The organism is Sphingopyxis sp. GW247-27LB (assembly GCF_002277025.1).
Taxonomy (GTDB): Bacteria; Pseudomonadota; Alphaproteobacteria; order Sphingomonadales; family Sphingomonadaceae; genus Sphingopyxis.
Genome location: NZ_NIWD01000008.1, coordinates 271,773 through 297,319, shown reverse-complemented (window position 1 = coordinate 297,319; position 25,547 = coordinate 271,773). Strand labels below are relative to the sequence as shown.

The 25,547-nt window shown below is 68.7% G+C and carries 27 protein-coding genes; 15 read left to right on the top strand and 12 right to left on the bottom strand.

All coding sequences use genetic code 11. The features are described 5' to 3' along the window. Window positions 1-15 precede the first annotated feature (15 nt). The 13 genes from CD928_RS09040 to CD928_RS08980 all read left to right on the top strand — a co-directional run bounded on the left by CD928_RS09040 (window position 16) and on the right by CD928_RS08980 (window position 10,784). A complete protein-coding gene (locus CD928_RS09040) occupies window positions 16-576 on the top strand; it encodes a DUF4402 domain-containing protein (protein ID WP_255247091.1) in 561 nt (186 codons plus the stop codon). Between the two features lie 139 nt (window positions 577-715). Then, the gene (locus CD928_RS09035; protein WP_095386768.1) at window positions 716-913 is read left to right on the top strand and encodes a zinc-finger domain-containing protein; all 198 of its coding nucleotides are present in this window, start codon (window positions 716-718) and stop codon (window positions 911-913) included. Window positions 914-1,081: 168 nt separating this feature from the next. Next, on the top strand, window positions 1,082-1,636 hold the full coding sequence (locus CD928_RS09030) for a DUF4402 domain-containing protein (RefSeq protein ID WP_176473528.1): 555 nt from the start codon (window positions 1,082-1,084) through the stop codon (window positions 1,634-1,636). A 267-nt stretch (window positions 1,637-1,903) separates the two neighbouring features. Beyond that, complete coding sequence (tldD, locus tag CD928_RS09025) at window positions 1,904-3,346, top strand: metalloprotease TldD (RefSeq protein ID WP_095386766.1); 1,443 nt, start codon at window positions 1,904-1,906, stop codon at window positions 3,344-3,346. Window positions 3,347-3,690: 344 nt separating this feature from the next. Continuing rightward, the gene (locus tag CD928_RS09020) at window positions 3,691-4,902 is read left to right on the top strand and encodes a hypothetical protein (RefSeq protein ID WP_095386765.1); all 1,212 of its coding nucleotides are present in this window, start codon (window positions 3,691-3,693) and stop codon (window positions 4,900-4,902) included. 455 nt (window positions 4,903-5,357) lie between these two features. Further along, window positions 5,358-5,765 carry a hypothetical protein gene (locus CD928_RS09015; protein ID WP_095386764.1) on the top strand — a complete coding sequence of 136 codons (408 nt, stop codon included), beginning with the start codon at window positions 5,358-5,360 and terminating at the stop codon, window positions 5,763-5,765. Window positions 5,766-5,768: 3 nt separating this feature from the next. Next, window positions 5,769-6,344, top strand: coding sequence for a DUF924 family protein (locus CD928_RS09010; RefSeq protein ID WP_095386763.1), 576 nt, complete (start codon window positions 5,769-5,771; stop codon window positions 6,342-6,344). Beyond that, complete coding sequence (locus CD928_RS09005) at window positions 6,341-7,138, top strand: hypothetical protein (protein WP_217983746.1); 798 nt, start codon at window positions 6,341-6,343, stop codon at window positions 7,136-7,138. The genes CD928_RS09010 and CD928_RS09005 overlap by 4 nt, the downstream gene beginning before the upstream one ends. Before the next feature lie 31 nt (window positions 7,139-7,169). Further along, a complete protein-coding gene (locus CD928_RS09000; RefSeq protein ID WP_095386761.1) occupies window positions 7,170-7,733 on the top strand; it encodes a pyridoxamine 5'-phosphate oxidase family protein in 564 nt (187 codons plus the stop codon). Next, window positions 7,733-7,945: a DUF2007 domain-containing protein gene (locus CD928_RS08995; RefSeq protein ID WP_095386760.1), complete on the top strand. Its 213-nt coding sequence runs from the start codon at window positions 7,733-7,735 to the stop codon at window positions 7,943-7,945. The genes CD928_RS09000 and CD928_RS08995 overlap by 1 nt, the downstream gene beginning before the upstream one ends. A gap of 165 nt (window positions 7,946-8,110) precedes the next feature. Continuing rightward, window positions 8,111-8,809, top strand: a complete 699-nt coding sequence (locus tag CD928_RS08990; RefSeq protein WP_095386759.1) for an endonuclease/exonuclease/phosphatase family protein — start codon at window positions 8,111-8,113, stop codon at window positions 8,807-8,809. A gap of 287 nt (window positions 8,810-9,096) precedes the next feature. Continuing rightward, window positions 9,097-9,435 (top strand): P-II family nitrogen regulator, encoded by a 339-nt coding sequence (locus tag CD928_RS08985; protein WP_095386758.1) that lies wholly within the window; start codon window positions 9,097-9,099, stop codon window positions 9,433-9,435. Between the two features lie 14 nt (window positions 9,436-9,449). After that, window positions 9,450-10,784: an ammonium transporter gene (locus CD928_RS08980; protein WP_095387347.1), complete on the top strand. Its 1,335-nt coding sequence runs from the start codon at window positions 9,450-9,452 to the stop codon at window positions 10,782-10,784. 556 nt (window positions 10,785-11,340) lie between these two features. Here CD928_RS08980 and CD928_RS08975 read toward each other — a convergent pair. After that, on the bottom strand, window positions 11,341-11,715 hold the full coding sequence (locus CD928_RS08975; RefSeq protein ID WP_095386757.1) for a VOC family protein: 375 nt from the start codon (window positions 11,713-11,715) through the stop codon (window positions 11,341-11,343). A gap of 187 nt (window positions 11,716-11,902) precedes the next feature. On the opposite strand from CD928_RS08975, the gene CD928_RS08970 reads away from it, so the two are divergent. Further along, complete coding sequence (locus tag CD928_RS08970; RefSeq protein ID WP_095386756.1) at window positions 11,903-12,445, top strand: helix-turn-helix domain-containing protein; 543 nt, start codon at window positions 11,903-11,905, stop codon at window positions 12,443-12,445. Window positions 12,446-12,476: 31 nt separating this feature from the next. On the opposite strand, the gene CD928_RS08965 is transcribed toward CD928_RS08970, so the two are convergent. The 6 genes from CD928_RS08965 to ybaL all read right to left on the bottom strand — a co-directional run bounded on the left by CD928_RS08965 (window position 12,477) and on the right by ybaL (window position 19,942). Continuing rightward, window positions 12,477-14,063, bottom strand: coding sequence for a GMC family oxidoreductase (locus CD928_RS08965; protein WP_095386755.1), 1,587 nt, complete (start codon window positions 14,061-14,063; stop codon window positions 12,477-12,479). Between the two features lie 311 nt (window positions 14,064-14,374). Next, window positions 14,375-15,289: a sterol desaturase family protein gene (locus tag CD928_RS08960; RefSeq protein ID WP_095386754.1), complete on the bottom strand. Its 915-nt coding sequence runs from the start codon at window positions 15,287-15,289 to the stop codon at window positions 14,375-14,377. After that, the gene (locus tag CD928_RS08955; protein WP_095386753.1) at window positions 15,282-15,689 is read right to left on the bottom strand and encodes a hypothetical protein; all 408 of its coding nucleotides are present in this window, start codon (window positions 15,687-15,689) and stop codon (window positions 15,282-15,284) included. Before CD928_RS08955 ends, CD928_RS08960 begins: the two co-directional genes overlap by 8 nt. Further along, entirely contained in the window at window positions 15,686-16,120 is a 435-nt protein-coding gene (locus tag CD928_RS08950; RefSeq protein ID WP_095386752.1) for a TIGR01244 family sulfur transferase, read from the bottom strand. Before CD928_RS08950 ends, CD928_RS08955 begins: the two co-directional genes overlap by 4 nt. A gap of 249 nt (window positions 16,121-16,369) precedes the next feature. Next, complete coding sequence (recQ, locus tag CD928_RS08945; protein WP_095386751.1) at window positions 16,370-18,145, bottom strand: DNA helicase RecQ; 1,776 nt, start codon at window positions 18,143-18,145, stop codon at window positions 16,370-16,372. A gap of 159 nt (window positions 18,146-18,304) precedes the next feature. Further along, on the bottom strand, window positions 18,305-19,942 hold the full coding sequence (gene ybaL / locus CD928_RS08940; RefSeq protein WP_095386750.1) for a YbaL family putative K(+) efflux transporter: 1,638 nt from the start codon (window positions 19,940-19,942) through the stop codon (window positions 18,305-18,307). 124 nt (window positions 19,943-20,066) lie between these two features. On the opposite strand from ybaL, the gene CD928_RS08935 reads away from it, so the two are divergent. Beyond that, entirely contained in the window at window positions 20,067-21,122 is a 1,056-nt protein-coding gene (locus tag CD928_RS08935; protein WP_095386749.1) for a phytase, read from the top strand. 183 nt (window positions 21,123-21,305) lie between these two features. Here the strand turns inward: CD928_RS08935 and CD928_RS08930 are convergent, their stop codons facing one another. The 5 genes from CD928_RS08930 to CD928_RS08915 form a co-directional block, all read right to left on the bottom strand. Next, complete coding sequence (locus CD928_RS08930) at window positions 21,306-23,120, bottom strand: ABC transporter ATP-binding protein/permease (protein WP_095386748.1); 1,815 nt, start codon at window positions 23,118-23,120, stop codon at window positions 21,306-21,308. A gap of 176 nt (window positions 23,121-23,296) precedes the next feature. After that, window positions 23,297-23,455, bottom strand: coding sequence for a hypothetical protein (locus CD928_RS23380; protein WP_176473527.1), 159 nt, complete (start codon window positions 23,453-23,455; stop codon window positions 23,297-23,299). A 123-nt stretch (window positions 23,456-23,578) separates the two neighbouring features. After that, on the bottom strand, window positions 23,579-24,172 hold the full coding sequence (locus CD928_RS08925; RefSeq protein WP_095386747.1) for an LptA/OstA family protein: 594 nt from the start codon (window positions 24,170-24,172) through the stop codon (window positions 23,579-23,581). Continuing rightward, entirely contained in the window at window positions 24,169-24,807 is a 639-nt protein-coding gene (locus CD928_RS08920; protein WP_095386746.1) for an LPS export ABC transporter periplasmic protein LptC, read from the bottom strand. The genes CD928_RS08925 and CD928_RS08920 overlap by 4 nt, the downstream gene beginning before the upstream one ends. 19 nt (window positions 24,808-24,826) lie before the next feature. Next, window positions 24,827-25,444: a ribonuclease D gene (locus CD928_RS08915; protein WP_095386745.1), complete on the bottom strand. Its 618-nt coding sequence runs from the start codon at window positions 25,442-25,444 to the stop codon at window positions 24,827-24,829. Window positions 25,445-25,547: the final 103 nt, after the last annotated feature.

Below are 25,547 nucleotides of genomic sequence, written 5' to 3'. Positions count from 1 at the left end.
CTAAAGCGGTGCCCCGTGAGGACCAGTCACGCCCTTTTCCCGCAGCCGCTGCTGCGCGGCATCGCCGCCTGCACGCTGATCGCGGCTCCCGCCGCGGCCGCACCGGCCTTCGCGCAGGACGCCGCGCAGGCGGAGACCGAGGCCATCGTGCTGCGGCCGCTTTCCTTCTTCAAGGTGAACGACCTCGATTTCGGCGCCATCATCGCGTCGGGGTCGGCGGGCACCGTCACCCTCGCCCCCGACGGGTCGCGCAGCCGCACCGGCGGCGTGACGCTCGCCGGATCGGGGGGCGAGCCCGCGCGCTTCGCGGGGCTCGGCAGCTATAACCGCCAGGTCAATATCTCGCTCGGCGCGAACCGGATCTGGATCACCGGGCCGGGGCAGCGGATGCGCGTCCGCGATTTCGAGATCGGCAGCACCCCGACCGCGATCCTCTCGACCTCGCCGACGCGCTTCCGCATCAGCTCGCCGCTCGGCAACTACAACTTCCCCGTCGGCGCCACGCTCGAGGTCAATGCGAACCAGGCGCCGGGCGATTACAGCGGCAGCTTCACCATCACCCTGAACTATCTTTGACCGCCGCTGCGTGGGGGGACGGCACCGGGGGACCAGTCGCGCCTTGGGGGAGGCGCGGGCCCGGTGCCGTCATGCCGCCGTCCGGCCTGCGTTCGCAGCCGATTGCCGAGCCGCGAGACGCTTGCTATGGGCGCGGTCGATGACCCAGCCCGCACCCGAAACGATCCGCACGCCCAAGACCCGCATCGCCTGCGACGGCACCGGTGACGGCCTCGCCAACGCCGCGCTCGGCCATCCGCGCGTCTGGCTCGAGATCGACCCCGAGGACGGCTTCGTCGACTGCGGCTATTGCGACCGGCGCTTCATCCTCGTCGGCGGGATCGCCGACAAGAATTGAACGGCGGCGGGATCGCCGACAAAAGCTGAGACCCGGCGGGATCGCCGACAAAGGTTGAGAGTCGGGGGGGGGATCGCCCGCCCAAAGGTAAAGCCGCTCTTTACCACGTCCCTGCATCATCGGCTCACGTCCGGCTGGCATAGGTCTGTGCCGGACAGGAGCAGAATCGTGGGGATTCGAAGGACCAGCAACCGCGGCGCTTGCCTGCGCCGCCTTGCCATCATCGCGGGCGTCGCCGCCGGCGCGCTCGCCGCGCCCGCGCAAGGGGCCGAGCAGAGCGGCACCGCGACCGCGGCGGTCGTCCGTCCGAACACGCTCGTCAAAACCGACGATCTCGACTTCGGCACGCTGATCAGCGGCGCCGCCGGTACGGTGACGATCGACCCGGTCACCGGCGCGCGCGCGACCAGCGGCGGCGTCACCCCCGTCGGCGGCGGCGCGCAGCGCGCGATATTCCAGGGGACCGGCGGCTGGCTGCTGCTGATCGTCAGCGGCAGCAATTCGGTGACGCTGACCCGCGCCGGCGGCGGCCCGTCGATGACCGCAACGCTGACCCGCGCCGTATCAACGAGCGGCGGCGGCATCACCTTGCTCGGCCCAAGCGCGACCTTGTTCCCGAGCGGCGTGCAGACCTATTATATCGGTGGGACGCTCACCGTACCGCCGAACCAACCCGCGGGCGATTACAGCGGCAGCTTCACGCTGACGGTCAACTATCTGTAGGGGCGATTTTCGCCGCCATCATATCCGACGTGATCCCCGGCGAAAGCCGGGGTCCAGAGCGTCACCATGCAGCGCCGGCTCTCCAACGCTCTGGGCCCCGGCTTTCGCCGGAGATCGCCAAGCGCTGCCATCCACCGGAACGCACCCTTTCTATCCTAGTGGGGCAGTGTCCGCTCCCACCTCAAGCCCTCCCCGGCATTATCCGCCCATCGCCCGCCGCAGCGATGCCCCTTTGCGCGGGCCGCCCCGCATGCCTATATCCAGCACATGACAAGCCCCACCGATCCCCGCCGTTTCCTCTACCGCGCCGATGCGCTCGACCCCGATCTCGCGCAGAGCCTTGCGCGCGAGGCGCTCGCCAGGGCCGACGACGGCGAGCTCTATCTGCAGTATCGCGCGACCGAGAGCTTCGGCTTCGACGACGGGCGGCTCAAGACCGCCGACTATTCGACCGATGCCGGTTTCGGCCTGCGCGCCGTGTCGGGCGAGATGACGGGCTTCGCGCATGCGAGCGACATCAGCGCCGGCGCGATCCGCCGCGCCGCCGAGACGCTGGCGCTGCTCGATCCCGCGAAGCAGGCGCCCGCCGCCCCTCCGCCGCGCACCAACCGCCACCTTTACGCCGAGGCGAACCCGCTCGACCTCATCCCCTTCGCGAAGAAGGTCGCGCTCTGTCAGCAGGTCGACGCCGCCGCCCGCGCGCGCGACCCGCGCGTCGCGCAGGTGTCGGTGACGCTGGCGGGAAGCTGGTCGGTGGTCGAGATCGTCCGCGCCGACGGTTTCCTCGCGACCGACGTGCGCCCGCTCGTCCGCCTCAACGTCTCGATCGTGGTCGAGGAGAATGGGCGGCGCGAGAGCGGCTATTTCGGCCTCGGCGGCCGCTATATGTACGACCATCTGTTCGAGCCCGACCAGTGGAACCGCGCGATCGACGAGGCGCTGGCGCAGGCGCTCGTCAATTTGCGCGCGGTCGACGCCCCCGCGGGCGAGTTCACCGTGCTGCTCGGTCCCGGCTGGCCCGGCGTATTGCTCCACGAAGCGGTCGGCCACGGGCTCGAAGGCGATTTCAACCGCAAGGGCACCAGTGCCTTTTCGGGGCGAATCGGCGAACGCGTCGCGGCGCCGGGCGTCACCGTGATCGACGACGGCAGCATCGCCAGCCCGGTGGGCGGCGGGCGCCGCGGCTCGCTCAGCATCGACGACGAGGGCACCCCGACGCAGGAGAATATCCTGATCGAGGACGGCATCCTCAAGGGCTATATGCAGGACCGGCTCAACGCCCGGCTGATGGGCGTCGCGCCGACCGGCAACGGCCGCCGCGAGAGCTTCGCCCACGCGCCGATGCCGCGGATGACCAACACCTTCATGCGCGGCGGCAGCGACGATCCCGCCGAACTGCTTGGCCGCGTCCGGAACGGCATCTTCGCCAAGAGCTTCGGCGGCGGGCAGGTCGACATCGTCTCGGGCAAGTTCGTCTTCTCCTGCACCGAGGCCTACAAGATCGAGAACGGCAAGCTCGGCACACCGATCAAGGGCGCGACGCTGATCGGCGACGGCCCGAGCGTGCTCACCAAGGTCACCGGCATCGGGGACGACATGGCGCTCGACGAGGGCATCGGCGTCTGCGGCAAGGGCGGCCAGAGCGTCCCCGCCGGCGTCGGCCAGCCGACCCTGCTGGTCAGCGGGCTGACCGTGGGCGGCACGGCGTAAACAGCCCCTCTCTCGTCATGCCGGACTTGATCCGGCACCCATGGCTACGATCGTTGAATGGACCCCGGATCAAGTAGACGATTGTCCCTTTCAGACAGGTGAGTGATCCCCGGCGAAAGCCGGGGTCCAGATGGCGCGCGCATGGCGTGGACCCCGGCTTTCGCCGGGGATCACCCGCATACCTGTCTTGAGGGTATAAACGCCGATCGAGTCCGGGATGACGATATTTGCGGGAGTGATCGCGCTCACTTGGCGTTCCTCCCCACCGCGCATATAGGATGGGCAAACAGAAAAAGATTCGGTCGCATTATCCGTGGGGGAATCCCCTGCACAGGGAGGATAGCATGCGTTCGACTCTGCGTTTTGTTCCCGTGGCCGCCGTCGCCACGATACTCGCCGCCGTTCCCGGCTCGGCACAAAAAACGACCGGCCCCAAGGAACGCTATGAGATGGACGTCGCGACCATGTCGGGCTTCGCCGCGATGGGCGGCGGCAAGGGCGGCATGGGCGGGGCGATGAGCATGATGTTCGGGGGCGGCCCCGACAAGGCGGTCGCCCACCAGCTCCTGCTCCGTCTCGGCTCCGACCAGGCGCCCGGCGCGCCGCCGCCCAGGGGCGACCATTATTTCGAGCCGCAGGCGAAGCTCGGCAAGTCGGTGCCGCTGATCAGCCCCGAGCGCCGCGAGGGCAGCACCACCACCGAATTCGAGCGCCCGAAGGGCCGCCTGCTCCTCTATTGGGGCTGCGGCGCGAAGGCGGGGCCGGGGCAGCCGGTCGTGATCGACTTCGCCAAGGTCGCGGCGGGGCAGGTGCCGCCCGGCCTCTTCTCGACCGCCGTGCCGGTGGTCCGCGAGGTGTCGGCCGCGAACAGCCGCTCCTACATGGACTGGCCGAACGGCAAGGGGGGCAAGCCGCCGTCGAAAGACAGTTCGCTGCTCGGCGCGCATCGCGTCGCGAGCAATGTCGGCTCCGACATCAACTTCACCCTCGCGCAGGATTATATGGACCCGCTCCAGGCCTCGACCGCGGCGCAAGGCGACGGCTCGGTGATGATCCGCTGGAACCCGGTCCAGAACGCGACCGGCTATGTCGCCTGGACGATCGGCGGCATGGACCGCGGCGGCAGCGGCGACATGGTGTGGTGGACGAGCAGCGCGTCGCGCGAGTTCGGCGGCGGCCTCTGGGACTGGCTGCCGCCCGCGACCGTCGCGAAGCTGATCCCGCAGAAGATCGTGATGCCGCCGAGCCAGACGAGCTGCCAGATTCCCGCCGAGGTCAAGAAGGCCTCGGGCGAGATGATGATCGGCAATCTCAACGCCTTCGGGCCGGAGGCGAACTTCGCCTACCCGCCCAAGCCCGCGGGCAAGGTCGCGTGGAATATCGACTGGACCGCGAAGGTGCGCTTCCGCTCGCACACGATGCTGATGGTCGGTGCCGATTTCGGCGGCATGGGCGCGGCGGGCGGCAGCGATGCGGGCAGCGCACCGGCCGAAAAGCCCAAGAAAAAGAAGTGCAAGGGCCCGCTCGGCATCCCGCTTCCCGACGCGGCGTGCTGAGGGGGTTCATGCCCTTCGCCTGAACGGTTGCACCGCTCCTCTTCAGAGCGACTATATCGGTTGCAGACGCAGGCGAGGACGTCGGCTTTGGGGGGGAGCGGGCGTTCAGATCCTCCCCACTTGTGGGGAGGTGGCAGCCCCGCAGGGGCTGACGGAGGGGGTTCGCGTCCTTACGCGACGCCGTTTCAGGCCGCCCGCCCCCTCCACCGCCTTCGGCGGTCCCCCTCCCCGCAAAGCGGGGAGGATTTGATTGGCCGATACCGGCCGAAAGCGGACCTCTCCCGCTTCGTCATCCCGGCGAGAGCCGGCGCAAGCGGTTTTTGCAAATATATCATCGCCCTTAAAAACCGGCGCCTAACGTGCGGTTCCTCTCTACGAAATCAGTCAGCGACCGTTCACCCGCTTCCTGCTATGAGTGGTTTCAGGGTGAGACCTGAATGAACTGGAGTCGAACCATGCGTCCGCTGATTGCCACCATCCTCTCCGCCGCGATCCTCGCGGCTGCGCCCGCTGCCGCCAAGGACAAGCCGACCGGCGAGGAAAAGCTCGCCAAGATTCTCGAAGGCCGCGTCGCCGGCGAACCGCAGGATTGCATCACCCTGTCGTCCGCGACCAGCTCGCAGGTCGTCGACGACACCGCGATCGTCTATCGCATCGGCAGCACCCTCTGGGTCAACCGCCCGCGGGGCGGCGCCGAATCGCTCGACGGCGACGACAATATCCTCGTCACCAAATTGACCGGCACGCGGCTGTGCTCGATCGACACGATCGAACTCCACGACCGCAACAGCCATATGTATGCGGGCTTCGTCTCGCTCGGCGAATTCGTCCCCTATCGCAAGATCGACACGGCCGCGAAATAGTCCGTGACCGGGGAGCAGACCGAAGCGGCCGCGCCGCCCGCCGACTGGGCGGCGCGCCTCCTCGCCTTCTGGTTCGACGGCCGCGGCATGGAGGACTGGTATGGCGGCGGCCCCGATTTCGACGCCGCGGTGCGCGACCTCGCCGCCGACTGGCGCGAAGCGCTGCGCTCGCTGCCCCCCGAAGCCTTCCTGACCGATCCCGACACCGCGCTCGCCGCGGCGATCCTCTTCGACCAGGTGCCGCGCAACATATATCGCGGCAGCGCCGAGGCCTTCGCGACCGACAGCCTCGCCCGCGCGATCGCGCGCGGCATCGTCGAAAAGGGCTGGGACCGGGACTGGCCCGACGAACGCCGCCAGTTCGCCTATCTTCCCCTCCAGCACAGCGAGGACAGGGACGACCAGCGCGAATCGCTGCGCCTGTTCCACCAGCTCGCCGACCCCGCCTTTCACGATTATGCGCAGAAGCATTTCGACATGATCGACCGCTTCGGCCGCTTCCCGCATCGAAACGCCGCGCTCGGCCGCGCGACGCGGCCCGAAGAGGAAGCCGCGATCGCCGAGGGCAGCCGGTGGTGAGGGCGAGCCGGGTCGATATCGTCACCGTCGCCGGGCTCGGGCTGCTGCTGATGCCGCTGCTGACGATGTGGCACGAGATCGGCGGCCACGCCGCCGCCTGCGCGCTGCAGGGCGGCCAAGTGACCGAGATCGGCGCCTTCTATGCCGATTGCGACGGGCTCGCCGGCCTGCCGCGCCGGATCGTCGCGCTCGCCGGGGTTGGGGTGAACACGCTGCTCGCGCTCGCCGCCCATGCGCTGTGGCGCCGCGCGCGCGGCGATGTCTCGCGGCTGCTGCTCTGGCTCATTTGGGTCAGCGAAGGCTTCGTCGCGGCGGGCTATTTCCTCTTCTCGGGCGCGAGCGGGGTCGGCGATCTCGGCCCCGGCGTCGACGGCGGCATCGGGCCGCTCGCCCATCCCGGGCTGTGGCGGATCGGCGAATTCCTCTTCGGCCTCTGCGCCTATATCTGGCTCGTCCGCGCCGCGATCCGCGGCCTTACCGCGATGCTGGGCGATTCGCCGGCGACCGGGCCGACCCGCCGGACTCTCGCGCACGGCTATTATCTCGTCGCCGGCGTCGCCGCGGTGCTCACCGGGCTGCTCAATCCGGTCGGCCTCTTCATCACGCTGATGTCGGCGGCCGCCTCTTCCTTCGGCGGGCTCGCGGGCTTCATCTCGATCGGCTTCGCGGTGCCCAGGGGCACGGCCGAGACCGGTTTCGCGGTCGGGCGAAGCTGGCCGCTGTTCGTCGCGGGCCTCATCGCCACGCTCGCCTTCGCGCTGATCCTCGGCCCCTCGGTCCGTTTCGGCGCGTGACAAGCCCGCCCGCGGCCCGCTAAATCGCTCCATGGCCGAATTCACCGACACGCTGACCGACAAACATGTCGCCTTCATCGAGCGCCAGCCGATGTTCTTCGTCGCGACCGCGGCGGCGGACGGGCGGATCAACCTGTCGCCCAAGGGCTATGCCGGCAGCTTCCGCATCCTGTCCGAATCGCGGGTCGCCTGGCTCGACCTCGGCGGATCGGGCAACGAGACTCACGCGCATCTTGCCGCTGACGGCCGCATCACGCTGATGTTCTGCGCCTTCGACCGCCCGGCGTGGATTTTGCGCATCTACGGTCGCGGGCGCCCGGTGCTGCCGCAGGACGCCGACTGGGGTGCCGTCGCGGCGCCCTTCACTCTGCTGTCCGGCACGCGCCAGATCTTCGTCATCGACGTCGAGAGCGTCCAGACGAGCTGCGGCTGGGGCGTGCCGATGATGGAATTGCAGCGCGAGCGCGACACGCTGCAGAAATATCATCGCCAGGCCGACCCCGCCGAGTGGCTGGAGAAATTCGAGAATCGCACCAAAAGCATCGACGGCCTGCCGACGCGCGCCACCGACCGCTATATCGCGGGCGACGCCTGATGCCGCTGGTCGAGCTCGTCCGGCTGCCCAGCGGCGTCGAGGCCGAACTGCTGCGCGGGCGGCTCGAATCGGCGGGGGTTCCCGCGGTCTGTTTCGACGCGGGCATGAACATCGCCGACAGCGTCGGGCTGATGATCCCGGTGCGCGTCATGGTGCTCGACGAGGATCTCGCCGAAGCGCAGGCGTTGATGGAAGAGTTCGGCGTGGGTTGAATATCCCTCGTCATTGCGAGGAGCGGAGCGACGAAGCAATCCAGGCTTGCGTAAACCGCTCTGGATTGCTTCGGTTCCGCTCGCAATGACGGGCATGTGAGGCAACCCAAATCCCTCCCGCTCGTCCTTTACACTGGAATAGCCGAAGGACAGCCCTTTCTCCCCATGATCAAGGTCGCCTCCTACAATATGCGCAAGGGCATCGGGCTCGACCGCCGCCGCGATCCCGCACGGGTGCTGTCGGTCCTGCGCGAGCTCGACGCCGACGTCGTCGCCCTGCAGGAGGCCGACCGCCGCTTCGGCACGCGCGCGAGCGCGATCCCGCCGCACATGTTCGAGGAGCATAGCGACTATGTTCCCGTCGACCTGCTGGGCGGCCGCCCCTATGCGATCGGCTGGCACGGCAACGCGCTGCTCGTCCGAAAGGGGATCGACGTCGAGGAAAGCCACGCGCTGCACCTGCCGACGCTCGAACCGCGCGGCGCGGTCGCGGCGACGCTCCGCGTCGGCGAGGCGCGGCTGCGCGTCGTCGGCATGCACCTCGATATTTCGGGGCTGCGCCGCCGCCAGCAGGCGCGCGCCATCCTGAACCACGTCTCCGGGGGCGAGGCGCTGCCGACGATCCTGATGGGCGACTGCAACGAATGGCGCAATCGCGGCGGCTGCCTCGCCGATTTCGGCGAGCATCACCGGCTCGTCGACACCGGCCACAGCTTCCACAGCCGCCGTCCGGTCGCGAAGCTCGACCGCATCTTCGCCTCGCCCGACCTTCAGGCGGTCGAAGCCGGCGTGCACCAGAGCGCGCTCGCGGCGCGGGCGTCGGACCATCTGCCGATCTGGGCGCGGTTCGAGAGCGTGGGCTAAGACGGAAGTCGAGGAGCATCGTTCGTTACTCACGCGTCACCCCGGACTTGATCCGGGGTCCCGCTCAGCGACCTCGACTAGCGGGACCCCGGATCAAGTCCGGGGTGACGAAGCTGCTTTAGCATTGCCTAAAATTTAGGCAAAACCCCGCCGCTCCTGCCCATTCTGCGAATGTTTCGAACATCGCAGCCCGCAATACCCTCAGAAAATATCGCCTTTTCCCGCCCTCGCGCAATCTGGCACGGCTGTTGCACCGCAACATGGTGCCATTAGCAAAAGGGGGCATCATGAAGCTGATCCTGGCTATCATCAAACCGTTCAAGCTCGACGAGGTGCGCGAAGCACTGACCGGGCTGGGCATCGCCGGCATGACCGTGACCGAGGTCAAGGGCTTCGGCCGGCAAAAGGGACAGACCGAAATCTACCGCGGCGCCGAATATGCGACCAACATGGTGCCGAAGGTGAAGATCGAACTCGTCTGCGACGACGCGCTCACGCCGCGGGTCGTCGAAACACTCCAGCAAAGCGCCGGGACCGGGTCGATCGGCGACGGCAAGATCTTCGTTCTCGACGTGGGTCAGGCCGTACGCATCCGCACCGGCGAGACCGGCGAGGCGGCTCTCTAATGAAGGGGGAAACTATGACGTTCGCAAACAAGATGGCGGCGAGCGCCGGGGCCGCCGGGCTCGCGCTGTTCGCCGCGCTGCCCGCCTGGGCGCAGGAAGCCGCCGCCGAAGCCGCGCCGGTGGTCGACAAGGGCGACACCGCCTGGATGATGACCGCGACCGTGCTCGTCCTCGCGATGATCCTGCCCGGCCTCGCGCTTTTCTACGGCGGCCTTACCCGCACCAAGAACATGCTCTCGACGATGACGCAGATCGGCGCCGCGGCCTGCCTCGCGATGATCGTCTGGGTCTGTTACGGCTATGGCCTCGCCTTCGGGCCCGAGGGCAATGCCTTCTTCGCCTGGGGCAAGTTCTTCCTCGCGGGCGTCACGCCCGACAGCCTCGCCGACACGTTCAGCGACGGTTTCAAGCTGCCCGAATATGTGTTCATCAGCTTCCAGATGACCTTCGCCGCGATCACCCTCGCGCTGGTCCTCGGCGCGACGGTCGAGCGCATGAAGTTCGCCGCGGTGATGGTCTTCGGCCTCGTCTGGCTGACGATCGTCTATTTCCCGATCGCGCACATGGTGTGGGCGACGGGCGGCCTCTTCTTCGAAATGGGCGCGCTCGATTTCGCGGGCGGCACCGTGGTGCACATCAACGCGGGCGTCTCGGCGCTCGTCGCCGCGATCATCCTCGGCAAGCGCATCGGCTATCAGAAGGAAATCATGGCGCCGCACGCGCTGACGCTGACGATGGTCGGCACCGGACTCCTGTGGGTGGGCTGGTTCGGCTTCAACGCCGGCTCGGCGCTCGAGGCCAACGGCTCGGCGGCGCTCGCGATGATCAACACCTTCGTCGCCACCGCTTCGGCGGGCCTCGCCTGGATGCTCGCCGAAAAGGTCGGCGGCCACAAGCCCTCGGCGCTCGGCTTTTGCTCGGGCATCATCGCGGGGCTGGTCGCCGTCACCCCCGCGGCGGGCAATTCGGGGCCGTTCGGCGCCATCCTGCTCGGCGCGGTCGCCTCGGTCGTCTGCTTCTACATGGTCACCGTGCTCAAGCCGAAGCTCGGCTATGACGACTCGCTCGACGCCTTCGGCATCCACGGCATCGGCGGCATCGTCGGCGCGATCGGCACCGGCATCGTCTATGCGCCGAGCCTCGGCGGCCCCGGCGGCGAGGATTTCGCCATCGGACCGCAGCTCGTGACCCAGGTCTCGGCGGTCGCCGCGACGATCGTCTGGGCCGCCATCGGCACCGCCATCGCCATCTACGCCGCCAAGGCGCTCACCGGACTGCGCGTCTCGGCAGAGGTCGAACGCGAAGGCCTCGACCTCGGCGAGCATGGCGAGCGCGCCTATAATTACTGACGAGACAGGACACCCGCCGCCGGCTCTCTCCTCTTTCAAGGGCGGCGGGGTCCACCGGGGTTCCTCCTGCGAACCACTGAAGGCCGGGACCGACCAGTCCCGGCCTCTTTTTGCGCATTTTGTGCACGCCGCCGCCTGCACAAAAACCGGGCAGCGCTGCCCCCAATTTAGGCCTTTCCAAGGTGACATTAATGTGGCATTCATTGGGTCAACAGTTTCAGGAGGGGAGAGCCTGAAAGGCTGGGCCGGGACGCAAGTCCCGGCCCTCTTTTTTTGTCCGCGATGGGGTGTGCGGACGGAAACCCCGGAAATCCGTGCCCTCCCTCGAGGATGACGCACCGCCGAATCGCCGCGCCGCCGAATCGAATCGCCCCTTCCGGCGACGCGGAAATTTTCCGTCCGCCGGGGAACCATTGTCTCTTCCGGCGCGTTTCATGAACCTACTGGATCGAAAGAAAAGGTAGAATTTGGTTCGCGTCTTCGGACGCAACCTAGGGAAGCCCCGCCGCAGAAATGCGACGGGGCTTACGCTCTTTCCGGCCCGCGTCCGCTACCCTCAGCCCGCCTTTTCCGACTGCGAAAACATGAAGGCATTGCCGTCGGGATCGTAGAAGGTGATCAGCCGCACCAGTCCCGGCACATGCTGGATGTCGCCGTCCTGCCGCACCCCCTCGGCGTCGAGATGCGCCTTCGCGGCGTCGATGTCGGCGACCTCGAACACATTGGTCGCGCCGCCGCCCTGCACCACCGATTCGAGCTGGCTCAGCCCGATATTCACCCCCGCCATCGGCGTCGCGAGTTCGCACCAGCCGATTTCGTCGACGCGGTAGAGCAGCGTGCACTGCATCACCCGTTCGTACCAGGCGATCGACGCGGTCATGTCGGTGACTCCCATCGAGCAGGTCAGTTCGGATCCGATCTGAAGCGCCATATCATGTCTCCCTTTGCAAATAAGATGATCGTCTTGGCGAGGCGGCCATCGGGAGCGCCCGGACCCGTCCCGGATGGTTGACCCAAGGCTTCCTTCGGCCCCGCTTCCCTCGCCATGACGACATCGGAGAATCGGGAAACACCCGGCGCTCTTGCTCTTATAGTCTGGTTTGTATAGTTAGTTGCAAATGCGGTCAAGCGCACCCGATCCGCTGCTCGTCCAGCTTTCCGGCCATCGCTGGCTGGTGCCGCTGCTCGCCGATCTCGCGGGCCACAAGGGCGCGCGCTTCGTCGAGCTGATTCACCGCCTCGGCCTGTCGCGCGACAGCCTGGCGCGCACGATCGAGGCCGCGGCGGCGCTCGGCTGGGTGCGGCGCAACCCCGGCCACGGCCACCCGCTGCGCCCCGAATATATAGTGACCGAGGCGGGCGCCGCAGCCGCCGCACGCGCCGCGACGATCGCCGGGGCACAGGCCGCGCTCGGCCTGCCGCCGGGCGCCGCGACGCGCTGGGGCCTGCCGATCGTCGCGGGGATCGGGACGGGGCACGACCGCTTCAACGCCCTCGCGCGCCTCCTCGCTCCCGCCAGCCCGCGCGCGCTGTCGCAGGGACTGACGGCGCTCGGCCGGCACGGGCTGGTGACGCGCGATGTGGTCGACGGGCGTCCGCCGGTCAGCCGCTACGGGCTCACGGGACAGGGAGAACTGCTGGCGGAGGCGTGCTTCCTTTGAGCCCCTCATCTGAAGAGGAGGGTTTGGAAAATCACCCCAGCGCCGCCTTCACGAAATCCGCCGCGCGCTCGCCGATCATGATGCTCGGCGCATTGGTGTTGCCGCTGACCAGCCGCGGCATGACGCTTGCGTCGGCGACCCACAGCCCCTCGACGCCATTGAGCTTGAGCGCCGGGTCGACCACCGCGTCGGCGTCGCTGCCCATCCGGCACGTCCCGACCGGGTGATAGACGGTGTCGGCGCGGCTGCGGATCAGCGCATCGAGCGCGGCGTCGTCGGCGAGGTCGACCGGATGCCGGTCGACGCCGCCATAGTCCGACAGCGGCGGCGCGCCGACGATCCGGTGCATCATCCGCACGCCCGCCCTCAGGGTCGCCATGTCGCGATCGTCGGTCAGGAAGCCGGGGTCGATCCGCGGCGCCGCGGCGGCATCGCCCGACGCCAATGTCACGCTGCCGCGGCTCTCGGGCCGCAGCACGCAGGCGTGGCACGAAAAGCCGTGGCCCTTGACCTTGGCCCGGCCATGATCCTCGAGCATCGCGGGGACGAAATGATATTGGATGTCGGGCGCGGGGAGGTCGGGCCGCGATGTCCAGAAGCCGCCCGCCTCGGCAAAGCAGGTCGTCATGATCCCGGTGCGCCCCAGGCGATGCTCGACGATCGCCTTCACCATTCGCCAGGTCCCGCCCAGGCTGTCGCCGAAGGGCTCGGTCGAACGCGTCTCCCAGCTCGACACATAGTCGATATGGTCCTGCAGGTTGGCACCGACCCCGGCGCGGTCGGCGACCACCCCGATGCCGTGTTCGGCGAGATGCGCCGCCGGCCCGATCCCCGACAGCATCAGTATCTGCGGGCTGTTGAACGCGCCCGCCGACAGGATCACGCCCCCCGCCGCGCGCAGCGTCTCGCGCCCCTTGCCGCGCCGGATCACCACCCCCGTCGCGCGCCCGTCCTCGACCAGGATCTTCTCGACCAGCGCGCCGGTGCGGATCGCGAAATTGGCGCGCCCGCGCAGCGGCTCGACATAGGCGCGCGCCGCCGACCAGCGCTCGCCCGCCTTCTGCGTCACCTGATAGAGGCCGAAACCCTCCTGGTTCGCGCCGTTGAAATCGCGGGTGCGCGGCAGTTGCAGCGCCGCGGCGCTTTCGACGAAGCGCCGGCTCGTCACATTGGGCCAGCGCTGGTCCATGACGTTGAGCGGCCCGCTCGCGCCGTGAAAATCGTCGCCCCCGCGCTCATTGCCCTCGCTGCGCTTGAAGTAAGGCAGCACGTCGGCATAGCTCCAGCCGGTCGCGCCGAGTTCGGCCCATTGATCGTAATCGAAGGCGTTACCGCGGATATAGACCATCGCGTTGATCGCGCTCGACCCGCCCAGCCCGCGCCCGCGCGGCTGATAGCCGATGCGGCCGTTCAGCCCCGCCTGCGGCACCGTCTCGTAGCGATAGTTGGACGCATCGGGGATGAAGGGCATGAAACCCGGCGTCTTCACCCGCACGCTGTCGTTCGACCCGCCCGCCTCGACCAGGCACACCCGCTGCATCCCGTCCTCGGCGAGCCGTCCCGCCGCCGCGCTCCCCGCGCTGCCGCCGCCGATGACGATGATGTCGAACTGATCCATGTTCCGCTCCCCTCGCCACCCGGTCGGTGGTCGTGCGGCTTACATGAATGTCATTAGGTGGCGAGGCAAGTCCATACACGTCGCCCCCGCCTTCGCGGGGGCGACGAGAAGGGGTTCACGCGGAGACGCGGAGGCGCGGAGGCGCGGAGGAAATCGGGCCTCCTAAATCCGTTCGCCCTGAGCTTGTCGAAGGGCTGTTCTTCCTTCTTAAAAGGTCAAGAAGAAGAACTGTGCTTCGACAAGCTCAGCACCAACGGAGTTGGTAATCCCTCCGCGTCTTCGCGTCTCCGCGTGACCCCTTCTTAAGCGAACTATTCCGCCGCATCCTCGACCGCCCGTCCCGCGCGCCAGCGTTCCTTGATCATGTCGCTGGTCATCCGGCTGCCGTCGTGGCTCCAGCCCGGCTCGCGCCACATATAGGAGAATTTGTGCCGCCACGGCGCGCTCCACACATCCTTCGCGATACCGACCCATTCGTGGACCGCGGCCCAGAGTATGTTGAAGCTGCCCAATTGCTTGACGATGCCATAGCGCACCGGCTCGTCGTCGCGTTCGGGGACGAAGCTGCCGAACATCCGGTCCCAGATGATGAAGACCCCGGCATAATTGGCGTCGAGATAGCGCGGGTTCACCCCGTGATGGACGCGGTGGTGCGACGGGGTGTTCATCACCGCCTCGAACCATTTCGGCATCCGCCCGATCGCCTCGGTATGGATCCAGAACTGGTAGATCAGGTTCAGCCCCGCGCAGAAGAAGACCATCGCCGGCGGAAAGCCGATCAGGAACAGCGGCATCCGGAACAGGAAGGTCAGGCTGAAAAAACCCGTCCACGTCTGCCGCAGCGCGGTCGACAGATTATAATGCTGGCTCGAATGGTGGATGACATGGCTCGCCCAGAACCAGCGCACCCGGTGCGCGGCGCGGTGAAAGGCATAATAAGCGAGATCGTCCAGAAAGAAGCAGAGAATCCACGCCCACCACCAGTTCCGGAACGCGATCCCGATGTCGAACAGGTGGAATTGATAGACCCACACCGACATGCCGATCACGGCGGCGCCGACGAGCGCGCCCGCGACCTGGCTGACCGTCCCGAGCATCAGCGACGTCAGCGTGTCGCGCGCCTCGTAGCGGCTCCGGTCGCGGCGGAGCGCGATCAGCATCTCGGCGATCAGCAGCAGGATGAAGGCGGGGACCGCGTAGACGACCGGATCGGGCAGACTATCCATGCACCACCTCCCGCATCCGCGACGCCCACACCCCCGCGTCCTTCCCCAATTGCAGCGTCACCGCGCCGAAGGTCCGCTCGGGGCTGGTCAGCGTCAGGAAATCCTTGTCGAGCCGTCCGACCGTGCCGGCGTCGACGGGGCGCGCCGCGAAATGATTGCCGTGCGCGCGGATCAGCAGCATCCGCCCCTCGGCATTACGCACGATCGCGGCAAAGCCCGCGCGGTCGCGCGCCACCTCGACGCCCCCGAACCCCGCCTCGGCCTCGTCGGCGAGGCGGATCGCATGCGCGGCATCCTCGATGCGCGGATCGGCGCCCAGCCCCATCGCCCTGACCAGCCAGGCGATGAACAGCACCGCGACGAGCGATGCGCCGAGCTGAATCCAGACCGCCGCCGTCACCGCTCGCCCGCCAGCGCGTCCATCATCGGCCGCAGCCCCGAAAGGTCATAGCCCGCCTTCGCGGCGGCTTCGCACAGCGCTTCGACATCGTCCCCGGCGCGCGCGCGGGCGAGCGCCCAGAGATGCGTCGAGCGCGTCCCCGAGCGGCAATAGGCGAGCACCGGCCCCGTCGCGTCGGCGAGCAGCGTGTCGAGCGCGTCGAGCTGCGCATGGCTGAACCCCGCATGGCCGACCGGAATCGCCGCATAGGCCAGCCCCTCGGCGGCGGCGGCCGATGCGATGTCGCCCCCCTGCGGCGCCGTCGGCTCCTCGCCGTCGGGGCGGTTGTTGATGATCATCGCGAACCCCGCGGCCTTCGCCTCCGCGACATCCTCGAGGGCGATCTGCGGGGCGACGCTATAGCCGGGGCTCAGGGGACGAAAATCGCTCATGGCCGCGATGTATAGGACAGCCGTGTTTGCTGACAAGCGGGAAGGTATCAACGTCCCGAAAGTATGTCCGCTCTGGGGTGGGTTTGAGCCATTCCCCTCCCTTTTAGGGAGGGGTTAGGGGTGGGTGCGCGAGCGGAGCGAGCCCGCAAAAGAACGCCGCCTTCGGCGGCTACCCACCCCCAGCCCCTCCCTAAAAGGGAGGGGAGAGGGTATGGTCGCTAACGTCCGCTACCGGCCGAAACAGGACCATCAAAACTGACGGATCACCGCCAGAAACGCGTCGCCCCACGCCTCCAGCTTGCGCGCGCCGACCCCTGGGATCTGTGCCAGTTCCGCCAATGTCGCGGGCCGCTCGCTCGCCATCGCGCGCAGCGCCGCGTCGTGGAAGACCACATAGGGCGGCACCCCCGCCTCCGCCGCCAGCTCGCGCCGGGTCGCGCGCAACGCCTCGAACAGCGGATCGCCGACCGGATTCGCCGCCGCGCCTTCGCCGCGCGACGCGCGCTTCGTCCGCCGCGCCGGCGGCTCGGCCATCAGCACGGGCACCTCGCCCTTCATCACCGCGCGGCCCGCGGGACCGAACATCAGCCCGCCATGTTCGGTGGTCGAAAGCGCCTCGCGCGCCATCAGCGTGCGCACCAGCGGCTTGATCAGCCGCGCCTCCTCGCCCTCGACGAGGCCGAAGACCGACAGCTTGTCGTGCCCGCGGCTGACGATCCGCTCGTCGCTGCGCCCCGTCAGCACCGCCTCGACATGCCCGGCGCCATAGCTCTGCCCGGTGCGATAGACCGCCGAGAGCAGTTTCTGCGCGAGCACCGTCGCGTCGATCTGGCTCGGCGGCTCGAGGCAATTGTCGCAATTGCCGCAGCGCTCGGGCGGGGTCTCGCCGAAATGGCGCAGCAGCAGCGCGCGGCGGCACTCGACCGTCTCGACCAGCGCGCCCAGCGCGTTGAGCCGCGCCCGCTCGCCCGCGACGCGCGCCTCGGGCAGCTCGCCCAGCCGCATCCGCGCCCGCGCGAAATCCTCGGCGCCCCACAGCATCAGCGCCTCGGCGGGGTCGCCGTCGCGCCCCGCGCGCCCCGTTTCCTGATAATAGCTCTCGATCGACTTCGGCAGCCCCGCGTGCGCGACGAAGCGCACGTCGGGCTTGTCGATCCCCATGCCGAAAGCGACCGTCGCGGTGACGATGCCGTCCTCCGACGCGACGAAATCATGCTGCACCTGCGCGCGCCGCTCGGCGTCGAGCCCGGCGTGATAGGCGGCGACCGGCCGCCCCGTCGCGGCGGCGAGCTTCTCGGCCATCCGCTCGGTGCCGTCGCGCGTCGGGCAATAGACGATCCCCGGCCCCGGATTGGCGGCGATGAATTCGGCAAGCTGCTTCGCCGCGCCGATGCGCGGACTCACCCGATAGCGGATGTTCGGCCGGTCGAACCCCGCGAGCACCAGTCCCTCGGCCGCTATGCCGAGCTGGACGAGGATGTCCTCGCGCGTGTGCTTGTCCGCCGTCGCGGTCAACGCGAGCCGCGGCACGTCCGGAAAGGCGTCGAGCAGCGGCCGGAGCAGGCGGTAGTCGGGCCGGAAATCATGCCCCCATTCGGACACGCAATGCGCCTCGTCGATCGCGAACAGCGCGGGCGCGCGCGCCTCCATCAGCGCGCGAAACCCCTCGCCCGTCGCCCGCTCGGGCGCGATGTAGAGGAGGTCGAGCTGGCCGTCGCGATACGCCTGGCGCGTGTCGGCGAAATCGGCATCGACGCTCGTCAGGCTGGCCGCCCTGATCCCCGCCGCGCGCGCACCGCGAAGCTGGTCGTGCATCAGCGCGATCAGCGGCGACACCACGACGACGCAGCCGGCGACCGCGACCGCGGGAAGCTGATAGGTCAGCGACTTGCCCGCCCCGGTCGGCATCACCGCGAGCGTATGCTCGCCCGCCATCACCCGCGCGACGACCTCAGCCTGCTTTCCGCGAAAGGCGTCGAAGCCGAAGGTCGATTTGAGCAGCGGGAGGAGAGCGTCGGCGGTCATTGTGGGTGGGCGATAGGGCGGATGATGAGGAGAGGGAAGCCCCGGCACTTCCTATTTGGCGTCATTGCGAGCGAAGCGAAGCAATCTCCAGCCATCTGCCTTCCCCAAGGTCGAGGGCTGGAGATTGCTTCGTCGCTACGCTCCTCGCAATGACTAGGTTCAAGCCCGCGCCAGCAGCGCCCGCTCGGCCATCCGCGCCGCGGTCTCGCGCTCCGCCATCACGACATGGTCGGCGCCGTGGCGGACGATGTCGGTCACTTCCTCGTCCGAATGCGCGCGCGCGACGATCACCAGCTTCGGGTTGATCGCCCGCGCGCGCCGCACGATCGCCCCCGCCTCGACCCCCTCGGGGATCGCGATCAGCAGGGTCGAGGCGCTGTCGAGCCCCGCCTGGCGCAGCACGGTTTCGCTCGCGGCGTTGCCGACGATCACCGCCGCCCCCGCCTCGCCGGCGGCGGCGGCGCGGTCCTTCTGGTCCTCGATCACGGTCAGCGCCTCGCCCTTGCCGCACAGAAGCTCGCCGATATGGCTGCCGACGCGGCCATAGCCGATCAGCACCGTGCGCGACGGCGCCGCCTCGGGCAGCGCCTCGACCGCCGCCTCGACCTCGGCCGGCGCGTCGGCGCGCATCCGCCGCACCGCGAGCGTGAAGAACAGCGGGTTGAAGAGGATCGACAGGATCGACCCCGCGAGGATCAGGTCGCGCGCCTCCTCGGGCATCACCTTCAATCCGACGCCGAGCCCGGCGAGGATGAAGGAGAATTCGCCGATCTGCGCGAGGCTCGCCGCGATCGTCATCGCGGTCTGCGACCCGTGCCCGAAGGCGCGCACGATCGCATAGGCGGCGACCGCCTTGCCGACGACGATGATCGCCACCGTCGCGACCAGTGGCCCGGGATGCTCGGCGAGCACCTTGGGGTCGAAGAGCATGCCCACCGACACGAAGAAGAGCACCGCGAAGGCGTCGCGCAGCGGCAGCGTCTCCTCGGCCGCGCGGCGGCTGAGTTGCGTCTCGCCGAGGATCATCCCGGCGAAGAAGGCGCCCAGCGCGAAGCTCACGTCGAACACCACCGCCGCCCCGAAAGCGACCCCGAGCGCGATCGCGAGCACCGCGAGCCGGAACAGCTCGCGCGACCCGGTATGCGCGACCCAGTGCAGCACCGCGGGCAATATCCGCCGCGCGACGATCAGCATGAAGGCGACGAAGCCGACCACCTTCAGCGCGACGATTCCCGCCGATTGCAACAGCCCGGCGCCGCCGCTTTCGTCGCCGCGCCCGCCGAACATCGCGGGCAGCAGGACGAGCGCGAGCACCATCGCCAGATCCTCGACAATCAACCAGCCGACCGCGATCCGCCCCTTTTCGGTCTCGACCATGTCGCGCGCCTGCAGCGCGCGGAGCAGCACCACCGTGCTCGCGACCGACAGCGCGAGGCCGAAGATCGCGCTCCCCGCGAGCGGCCAGCCGAGCGACAGGCCGAGCGCGATGCCGAGCCCGCTCGCCACCGCGATCTGCGCGATCGCCCCCGGCACCGCGATATTCCGCACCGCGAGCAGGTCCTTCAGCGAAAAATGCAGCCCGACCCCGAACATCAGCAGGATCACCCCGATCTCGGCGAGCTGGAGCGCGAGCCCGGTGTCGGCGACGATCCCCGGCGTGAACGGCCCGACAAGCACCCCCGCGAGCAGATAGCCCGCGATCGGCGAAATCCGCAGCCGGTGCGCGAGCGCCCCCATCAGAAAGGCGACGCCGAGGCCCGCGACCACGGTTCCGATCAGGCTGGTGTCATGCGGCATAGGGCAGCGTAAAAGGCGCGGGGGCGCGCGGTCAAGCAACTCAAGTGATTTTGTTGCGATTGTCCGAATCAGGAACCCGGCACCGCCGCCGCCCGTTATCCTCGCAGTAACGGAGGCTGCCCCCATGCCGCACCCCCTGCTTCTCGCCGCGCTGCTCGCCGCCGCCGGGCCGCCGCCGCTTCCCGAAGTCCCGGCGCGCGCCGAGACCGCGCCCGCGACCACCAGCAAGGGCGACCGCGCCGACGACCCCGCGATCTGGCGCGATCCGCAAGACCCGGCAAAGAGCCTGATCCTCTCGACCGACAAGAAGGCCGGGATCGCGATCCACGACCTCGCGGGCCGCCTGCTCGCCTTCCAGCCGCTCGGCGATCTCAACAATGTCGATCTGCGCACCGGGGTGACGATCGCGGGCGAAAAGGCGACGCTCGTCGCCGCGTCGGATCGCAGCGACCATGAACGCCCGCGCCTTCGCCTCTTCCGCCTCGACGCGCAAGCCCCGCGCCTCGTCGAGATCGGCAGCGTCGACCCGCCCGCGGGCGAGGCCTACGGCCTCTGCCTCCACCGCCGCGCCGGCGGCATCGACGCCTTCATGATCTATGAGGAAGGGGTGGTCGAGCAGATCGCGCTCGACCTGTCGGGCGCCGCGCCCGCCGGCCGGATCGTGCGCCGCCACGACCTCGGCAGCCGCGCCGAGGGCTGCGTCGCCGACGACCGCACCGGCATCCTCTACGTGGCCGAGGACAAGGTCGCGATCTGGCGCATCGACACCGACCCCGGGCGCGCGATGGCGCCGCGGCGCTTCGCCGCGGTCGACGGCGTCCGCCTCCACGACGATGTCGAGGGCCTCGCGGTCCTGCCGCGCGGGAAGGACGGCGGCCTCCTCTTCGCCGCGAGCCAGGACGACGACAGCTTCGCGGTCTTCCATCTGCCGGGCGGCGCCTATGCCGGCGGCTTCCGCATCCGGGGCGGCGCGATCGACGGCACCGAGGGCACCGACGGCATCGCGCTCGACGCCCGCGATTTCGGCGAGGCGTGGCCCGGCGGGTTGTTCGCGGCACAGGATGGCAAGAACCGCGACGTCGGCGCGGACGGCAAGGAGGAGAGGGCACCGCAGAATTTCAAACTGGTGCCGCTGAGGGATATTCTGCAGGCGTTGGGTGACGGTGCGAATCGAAACTGATGACGAAGGCTTTGGGGTGGATTTGAGCCATTCCCCTCCCTTTTAGGGAGGGGTTAGGGGTGGGTGCGCGAGCGGAGCGAGCCTACAAAGAACGCCGCCTTCGGCGACTACCCACCCCCAACCCCTCCCTAGAAGGGAGGGGAGAAGGCATGCCCGCTCTCGGTCGCAATCGACCACTTCTCCCTAAACCGTCCCCTCTTCCTTCTCCGCCTGCTGCCGCGCCCACATGTCGGCGTAGAGCCCGCGCATCGCGAGCAGCTGCTCGTGCGTCCCCGTCTCGGCGACGCGGCCCTTTTCCAGCACGATGATGCGGTCGGCGTTGACCACCGTCGACAGCCGGTGCGCGATGACCAGCGTCGTCCGCCGCTGCGCGATGCGCTCGAGCGTCGCCTGGATCGCCGCCTCGGTGCGGCTGTCGAGCGCGCTCGTCGCTTCGTCGAGGATCAGGATCGGCGGGTTCTTGAGCAAGGTGCGCGCGATCGCGACGCGCTGCTTCTCGCCGCCCGACAGCTTCAGCCCGCGCTCGCCGACCTCGGTCTCATACCCCTGCGGCAGCAGCGCGACGAAGCTGTCGATCGCCGCGCCCTTCGCCGCCGCCGCGATCTCGTCGGCGCCCGCATCGGCGCGGCCATAGGCGATGTTATAGCCGATCGTGTCGTTGAACAGCACCGTGTCCTGCGGGACGATGCCGATCTCGGCGCGCAGGCTCGCTTGCGTCACCGCCTTGATGTCCTGACCGTCGACCAGCACGCGCCCGCGCTGCGGGTCGTAGAAGCGGAAGAGCAGCCGCGCGATCGTCGACTTGCCCGCCCCCGACGGCCCGACGATCGCCAGCGTCTCGCCCGCGCCCACCGCGAAGCTCACGCCGTTCAGGATCGTCCGGTCGCTTTCATAGCCGAAGACGACGTCCTCGAACGCCACCGCGCCGCCGTTCACCACCAGCGGCCAGGCGCCCTCGGCATCCTTTATCTCGGGCGGGGTGTCGATCAGGCGGAACATCGCCTCCATGTCGATCAGCCCCTGGCGGATGATCCGGTACACCATGCCGAGCATGTCGAGCGGGCGGAAAAGCTGCGCGAGCAGCGTGTTCACCAGCACGACGTCGCCGACCGCGAACTGCCCCTTCGACCAGCCCCACACCGTATAGGCCATCGCCCCCGCCATCGCGGCGTTGGTGATCAGGCTCTGCCCGATGTTGAGCCAGGCGAGGCTGTTCTCGCTCTTCACCGCGGCGCGCGCATATTGGTCGGCGACGTCGCGATAGCGCGCCGCCTCGCGCTCTTCGGCGCCGAAATATTTGACCGTTTCGTAGTTGAGCAGGCTGTCGACGCTGCGCCCCACCGTCAGCGTGTCGAGGTCGTTCATCCGCGTGCGCAGCGCGTTGCGCCAGTCGGTCACCTTGCGCGTGAAGGCGATATAGACGACGACCATCAGCGCCGTCGCGCCCGCCAATCCCAGGCTGAACTTGCTCCAGAAGATCACCAGCACCGCGGCGAGCTCGATGATCGTCGGCGCGATGTTGAACAGCAGGAAATAGAGCATCGTGTCGATGCTCTTGGTTCCGCGCTCGATCACCTTGGTCACCTCGCCCGTCCGCCGCGCGAGGTGGAAGCGCAGGCTCAGCGCGTGGAGGTGGGTGAAGGTCGCGATCGCGAGCTCGCGCGTCGCATCCTGCCCGACACGCTCGAACACGACGTTGCGCAGATTGTCGAACAAGACCCCGGCGAAGCGCGCGCCGGCATAGGCGAGCACCAGCCCGATCGCGAGCGCCACGCCTTCTTCCATCCCCGGCGCCATGCGGTCGATCGCGGCGCCGTAGAGGAAGCCCATCGACAGCTGCACCCCCTTCGACGCGAGGACGATCAGCGCGGCGAGGACGATGCGGACCTTGTGCTCGGTGTGCCCCGCCGGCCACAGATAGGGCAGGAAGCGCTTCAGCGTCGCCAGAACGGGCGGTTCGCGGGCCGCATCGGCGGAGGTGGCGGTGTCGGGCGGCATGGAGACGCCATGTAGGGACGCGCGCGCCGAACGCCAAGCCGCGATCGGCGGAGGGTGGACCTCAATCCTGTTCGTCATTGCGAGCGAAGCGAAGCAATCCAGAGCGGTTCACGCCCACTCTGGATTGCTTCGCTTCGCTCGCAATGACGCTGAATTTAACGACCCGGCTCTGCCGCTTACCGCCCGTCGCGCTGGCCCGCATGCCGCAGGATGCGCTCGATCAGCCGGCGCGCCTCGGCGTCGGGCCCGGCGACGGCGGGCGGCTCGGGGGCATGGTCCTGGCGGCGGCCGAAGCTCGGGCGGCGGGGCGGGAAGACGGGGGCGAACAGGCGCATGGGGGGCACACCTCGCTGGGCGGCGTCGCCCCCCGGCCGCCGCGGATGATCCGGTCCCTGCCGCGATCCTCGCGGCGCGTGGTTTCGGGGCGGTAAAGCGGTCTGGTTACCGCTTTGTTGGCTTCATTGCGTCTTGCGCTGCGGCACGGTGAAGGTGCCCGTCACGCGGCCGCCGGTGCCCCCTTGCACGGGGTTGCCGTCGGGCCCGCGCGCCGCGCCGCGTCCGTCGACGGTGGCGCGGCCCGAATTGAGGTCGATCACCATCCGCCCGCCCGACAGGCGGTTCGCGCCCTGGCGCAGCTCGACATTGCCGACCATCGTGATCAGCCGCCGGTTGAGGTCATAGATGGCGACATTGCCCTTCGCGGTCTCGTCGCCCTTGGTCACCGTGACCCCGCCCGAGGCGTCGAGCCGGTTGATGTCGGTGCCGCCGGCGCGGGTATAGGCGATGGTCATGCGCTGCGCGGTCAGCGTCATCCCCGCCTGCGTCACGCGGACGTCGCCCGTCACGACGACGCGATCGGCGCGGTCCTGCACCTCGATGACATCCGCCGCCATATTGACCGGCGCGTTGCTGTTGTGGTTGGCGAGCGCCTGCGCGTGCGCCGCCGCGCCGCCGCCGGTGGCGAGGATCGCGAAGCTGGTCGCCGCGAAGCTGGCGCCGGCGAGCGCCAGGCTTTTCCAGCCGAAGGCGCGCGGCGTTGACGGGCGGTTCATTTGATCACTCCCTGATTGATCCGCAGCCGCGCATTGCCCGACAGGCGCACGATCCGCGTATCGAGGTCGGCGTACAGCTGGTTGGCCGAAAACTGGCCGATGTTCAACGTGCCTTCGACGCCGCTGCCCCCGGCGAGGCTGCGATTCTTGAGGTCGAACGCGACCCCGTCGGCGGCGATGCGATAGCCGTCGGCGCTCTTCACCAGCACTTCGCCGGGCACCACGACCTTTTCGGTGTCCATGTTATAGAAGCTCTGCTGGGCGGCGATCGTCGCCGGGCCGTCCTTCAGCCGGATCGCGCCCGACAGGTCGGTCATCCGCACGATCGGCTCGGCGCTCGATTTCTGCACCGCGCTTCCCGCGATCAGCGCGAAGGGCTGGCCCTTGCCGTCCTGGCCGCGATATTCGGCGCGCGTCACGCGCATCCGCTCCTTCGCGACCTCGACCTTGTCCTTGGCGAGCAGGAAGCTCACTTCGCTGCGCTGGGTGAAGGGCGAAAAGACGAGCACCGCGGCGATGACGCCGATGACCAGCGGCAGCCCGGTGCGCAGGATACGCACGACCCGGTCGTGGCTCGACCCCTTGGCCGCCCACAATTGCCGCATCGTCCGGTCGAGTTCGGCGCGTTCGGACATCGTCGCTTCCGCTCCGCTCCTAGCTGTGCGCGAAGATATCGACCTCGGGCCAGCCCGCGAGGTCGAGCGCGGCGCGCGTCGGCAGGAAATCGAAGCAGGCCTGCGCCAGATGGGTGCGTCCCTCGCGCGCCAGCCGCACGTCGAGCACCTCCTTCATCGCGTGGAGGAAGCGCACGTCGCTCGCGGCATAGTCGCGCTGCGCGTCGCTCAGCACCGCGGCGCCCCAGTCGCTCGACTGCTGCTGCTTCGACACTTCCTGGCCGAGCAGTTCGCGCACCAGCTCCTTCAGCCCGTGGCGGTCGGTGTAGGTGCGCACCAGCTTCGAGGCGATCTTGGTGCAATAGACGGGCGCGGTGACGACCCCCAGCGCATGCTGCAGCGCCGCGATGTCGAAGCGCGCGAAATGAAACAGCTTCAGGCGGCCGGGGTCGGTCAATATCGCCTTCAGCACCGGCGCGTCATAGGCGCTGCCAGGCGCGAAGCGGACGAGATGCTCGTCGCCCGACCCGTCGCTGATCTGGACGAGGCAGAGCCGGTCGCGCAGCGGGTTGAGCCCCATCGTCTCGGTGTCGATCGCGACCGCGCCCGGGCCCAGCACGCCTTCGGGCAGGTCTTCTTCGTGAAAATATACGCTCATCGCCTCGCCTTAGAGCCTGTTGCCCCGCCGCTCAATGACTGGTTTGCACGGGCGAAGCGCATGGGGCCCGCACCGCGCCAAAGCGTGGCAAAGACGCCACAGT

Bases quoted from the DNA above. Each gene is read 5' to 3' on its own strand.
- CD928_RS08995 (WP_095386760.1), top strand. From the start codon at position 7,733: ATGCCGCTGGTCGAGCTCGTCCGGCTGCCCAGCGGCGTCGAGGCCGAA.
- ybaL (WP_095386750.1), bottom strand. From the start codon at position 19,942: ATGCCGCATGACACCAGCCTGATCGGAACCGTGGTCGCGGGCCTCGGC.
- CD928_RS09020 (WP_095386765.1), top strand. From the start codon at position 3,691: ATGCGTTCGACTCTGCGTTTTGTTCCCGTGGCCGCCGTCGCCACGATA.
- recQ (WP_095386751.1), bottom strand. From the start codon at position 18,145: ATGACCGCCGACGCTCTCCTCCCGCTGCTCAAATCGACCTTCGGCTTC.
- CD928_RS08925 (WP_095386747.1), bottom strand. From the start codon at position 24,172: ATGAACCGCCCGTCAACGCCGCGCGCCTTCGGCTGGAAAAGCCTGGCG.
- CD928_RS08985 (WP_095386758.1), top strand. From the start codon at position 9,097: ATGAAGCTGATCCTGGCTATCATCAAACCGTTCAAGCTCGACGAGGTG.
- CD928_RS08975 (WP_095386757.1), bottom strand. From the start codon at position 11,715: ATGGCGCTTCAGATCGGATCCGAACTGACCTGCTCGATGGGAGTCACC.
- CD928_RS08965 (WP_095386755.1), bottom strand. From the start codon at position 14,063: ATGGATCAGTTCGACATCATCGTCATCGGCGGCGGCAGCGCGGGGAGC.
- CD928_RS23380 (WP_176473527.1), bottom strand. From the start codon at position 23,455: ATGCGCCTGTTCGCCCCCGTCTTCCCGCCCCGCCGCCCGAGCTTCGGC.
- CD928_RS09000 (WP_095386761.1), top strand. From the start codon at position 7,170: ATGGCCGAATTCACCGACACGCTGACCGACAAACATGTCGCCTTCATC.
- CD928_RS08930 (WP_095386748.1), bottom strand. From the start codon at position 23,120: ATGCCGCCCGACACCGCCACCTCCGCCGATGCGGCCCGCGAACCGCCC.
- CD928_RS08970 (WP_095386756.1), top strand. From the start codon at position 11,903: ATGCGGTCAAGCGCACCCGATCCGCTGCTCGTCCAGCTTTCCGGCCAT.
- CD928_RS08935 (WP_095386749.1), top strand. From the start codon at position 20,067: ATGCCGCACCCCCTGCTTCTCGCCGCGCTGCTCGCCGCCGCCGGGCCG.
- CD928_RS08960 (WP_095386754.1), bottom strand. From the start codon at position 15,289: ATGGATAGTCTGCCCGATCCGGTCGTCTACGCGGTCCCCGCCTTCATC.
- CD928_RS08980 (WP_095387347.1), top strand. From the start codon at position 9,450: ATGACGTTCGCAAACAAGATGGCGGCGAGCGCCGGGGCCGCCGGGCTC.
- CD928_RS08920 (WP_095386746.1), bottom strand. From the start codon at position 24,807: ATGTCCGAACGCGCCGAACTCGACCGGACGATGCGGCAATTGTGGGCG.
- CD928_RS09015 (WP_095386764.1), top strand. From the start codon at position 5,358: ATGCGTCCGCTGATTGCCACCATCCTCTCCGCCGCGATCCTCGCGGCT.
- CD928_RS09035 (WP_095386768.1), top strand. From the start codon at position 716: ATGACCCAGCCCGCACCCGAAACGATCCGCACGCCCAAGACCCGCATC.
- CD928_RS08915 (WP_095386745.1), bottom strand. From the start codon at position 25,444: ATGAGCGTATATTTTCACGAAGAAGACCTGCCCGAAGGCGTGCTGGGC.
- tldD (WP_095386766.1), top strand. From the start codon at position 1,904: ATGACAAGCCCCACCGATCCCCGCCGTTTCCTCTACCGCGCCGATGCG.
- CD928_RS08990 (WP_095386759.1), top strand. From the start codon at position 8,111: ATGATCAAGGTCGCCTCCTACAATATGCGCAAGGGCATCGGGCTCGAC.
- CD928_RS08950 (WP_095386752.1), bottom strand. From the start codon at position 16,120: ATGAGCGATTTTCGTCCCCTGAGCCCCGGCTATAGCGTCGCCCCGCAG.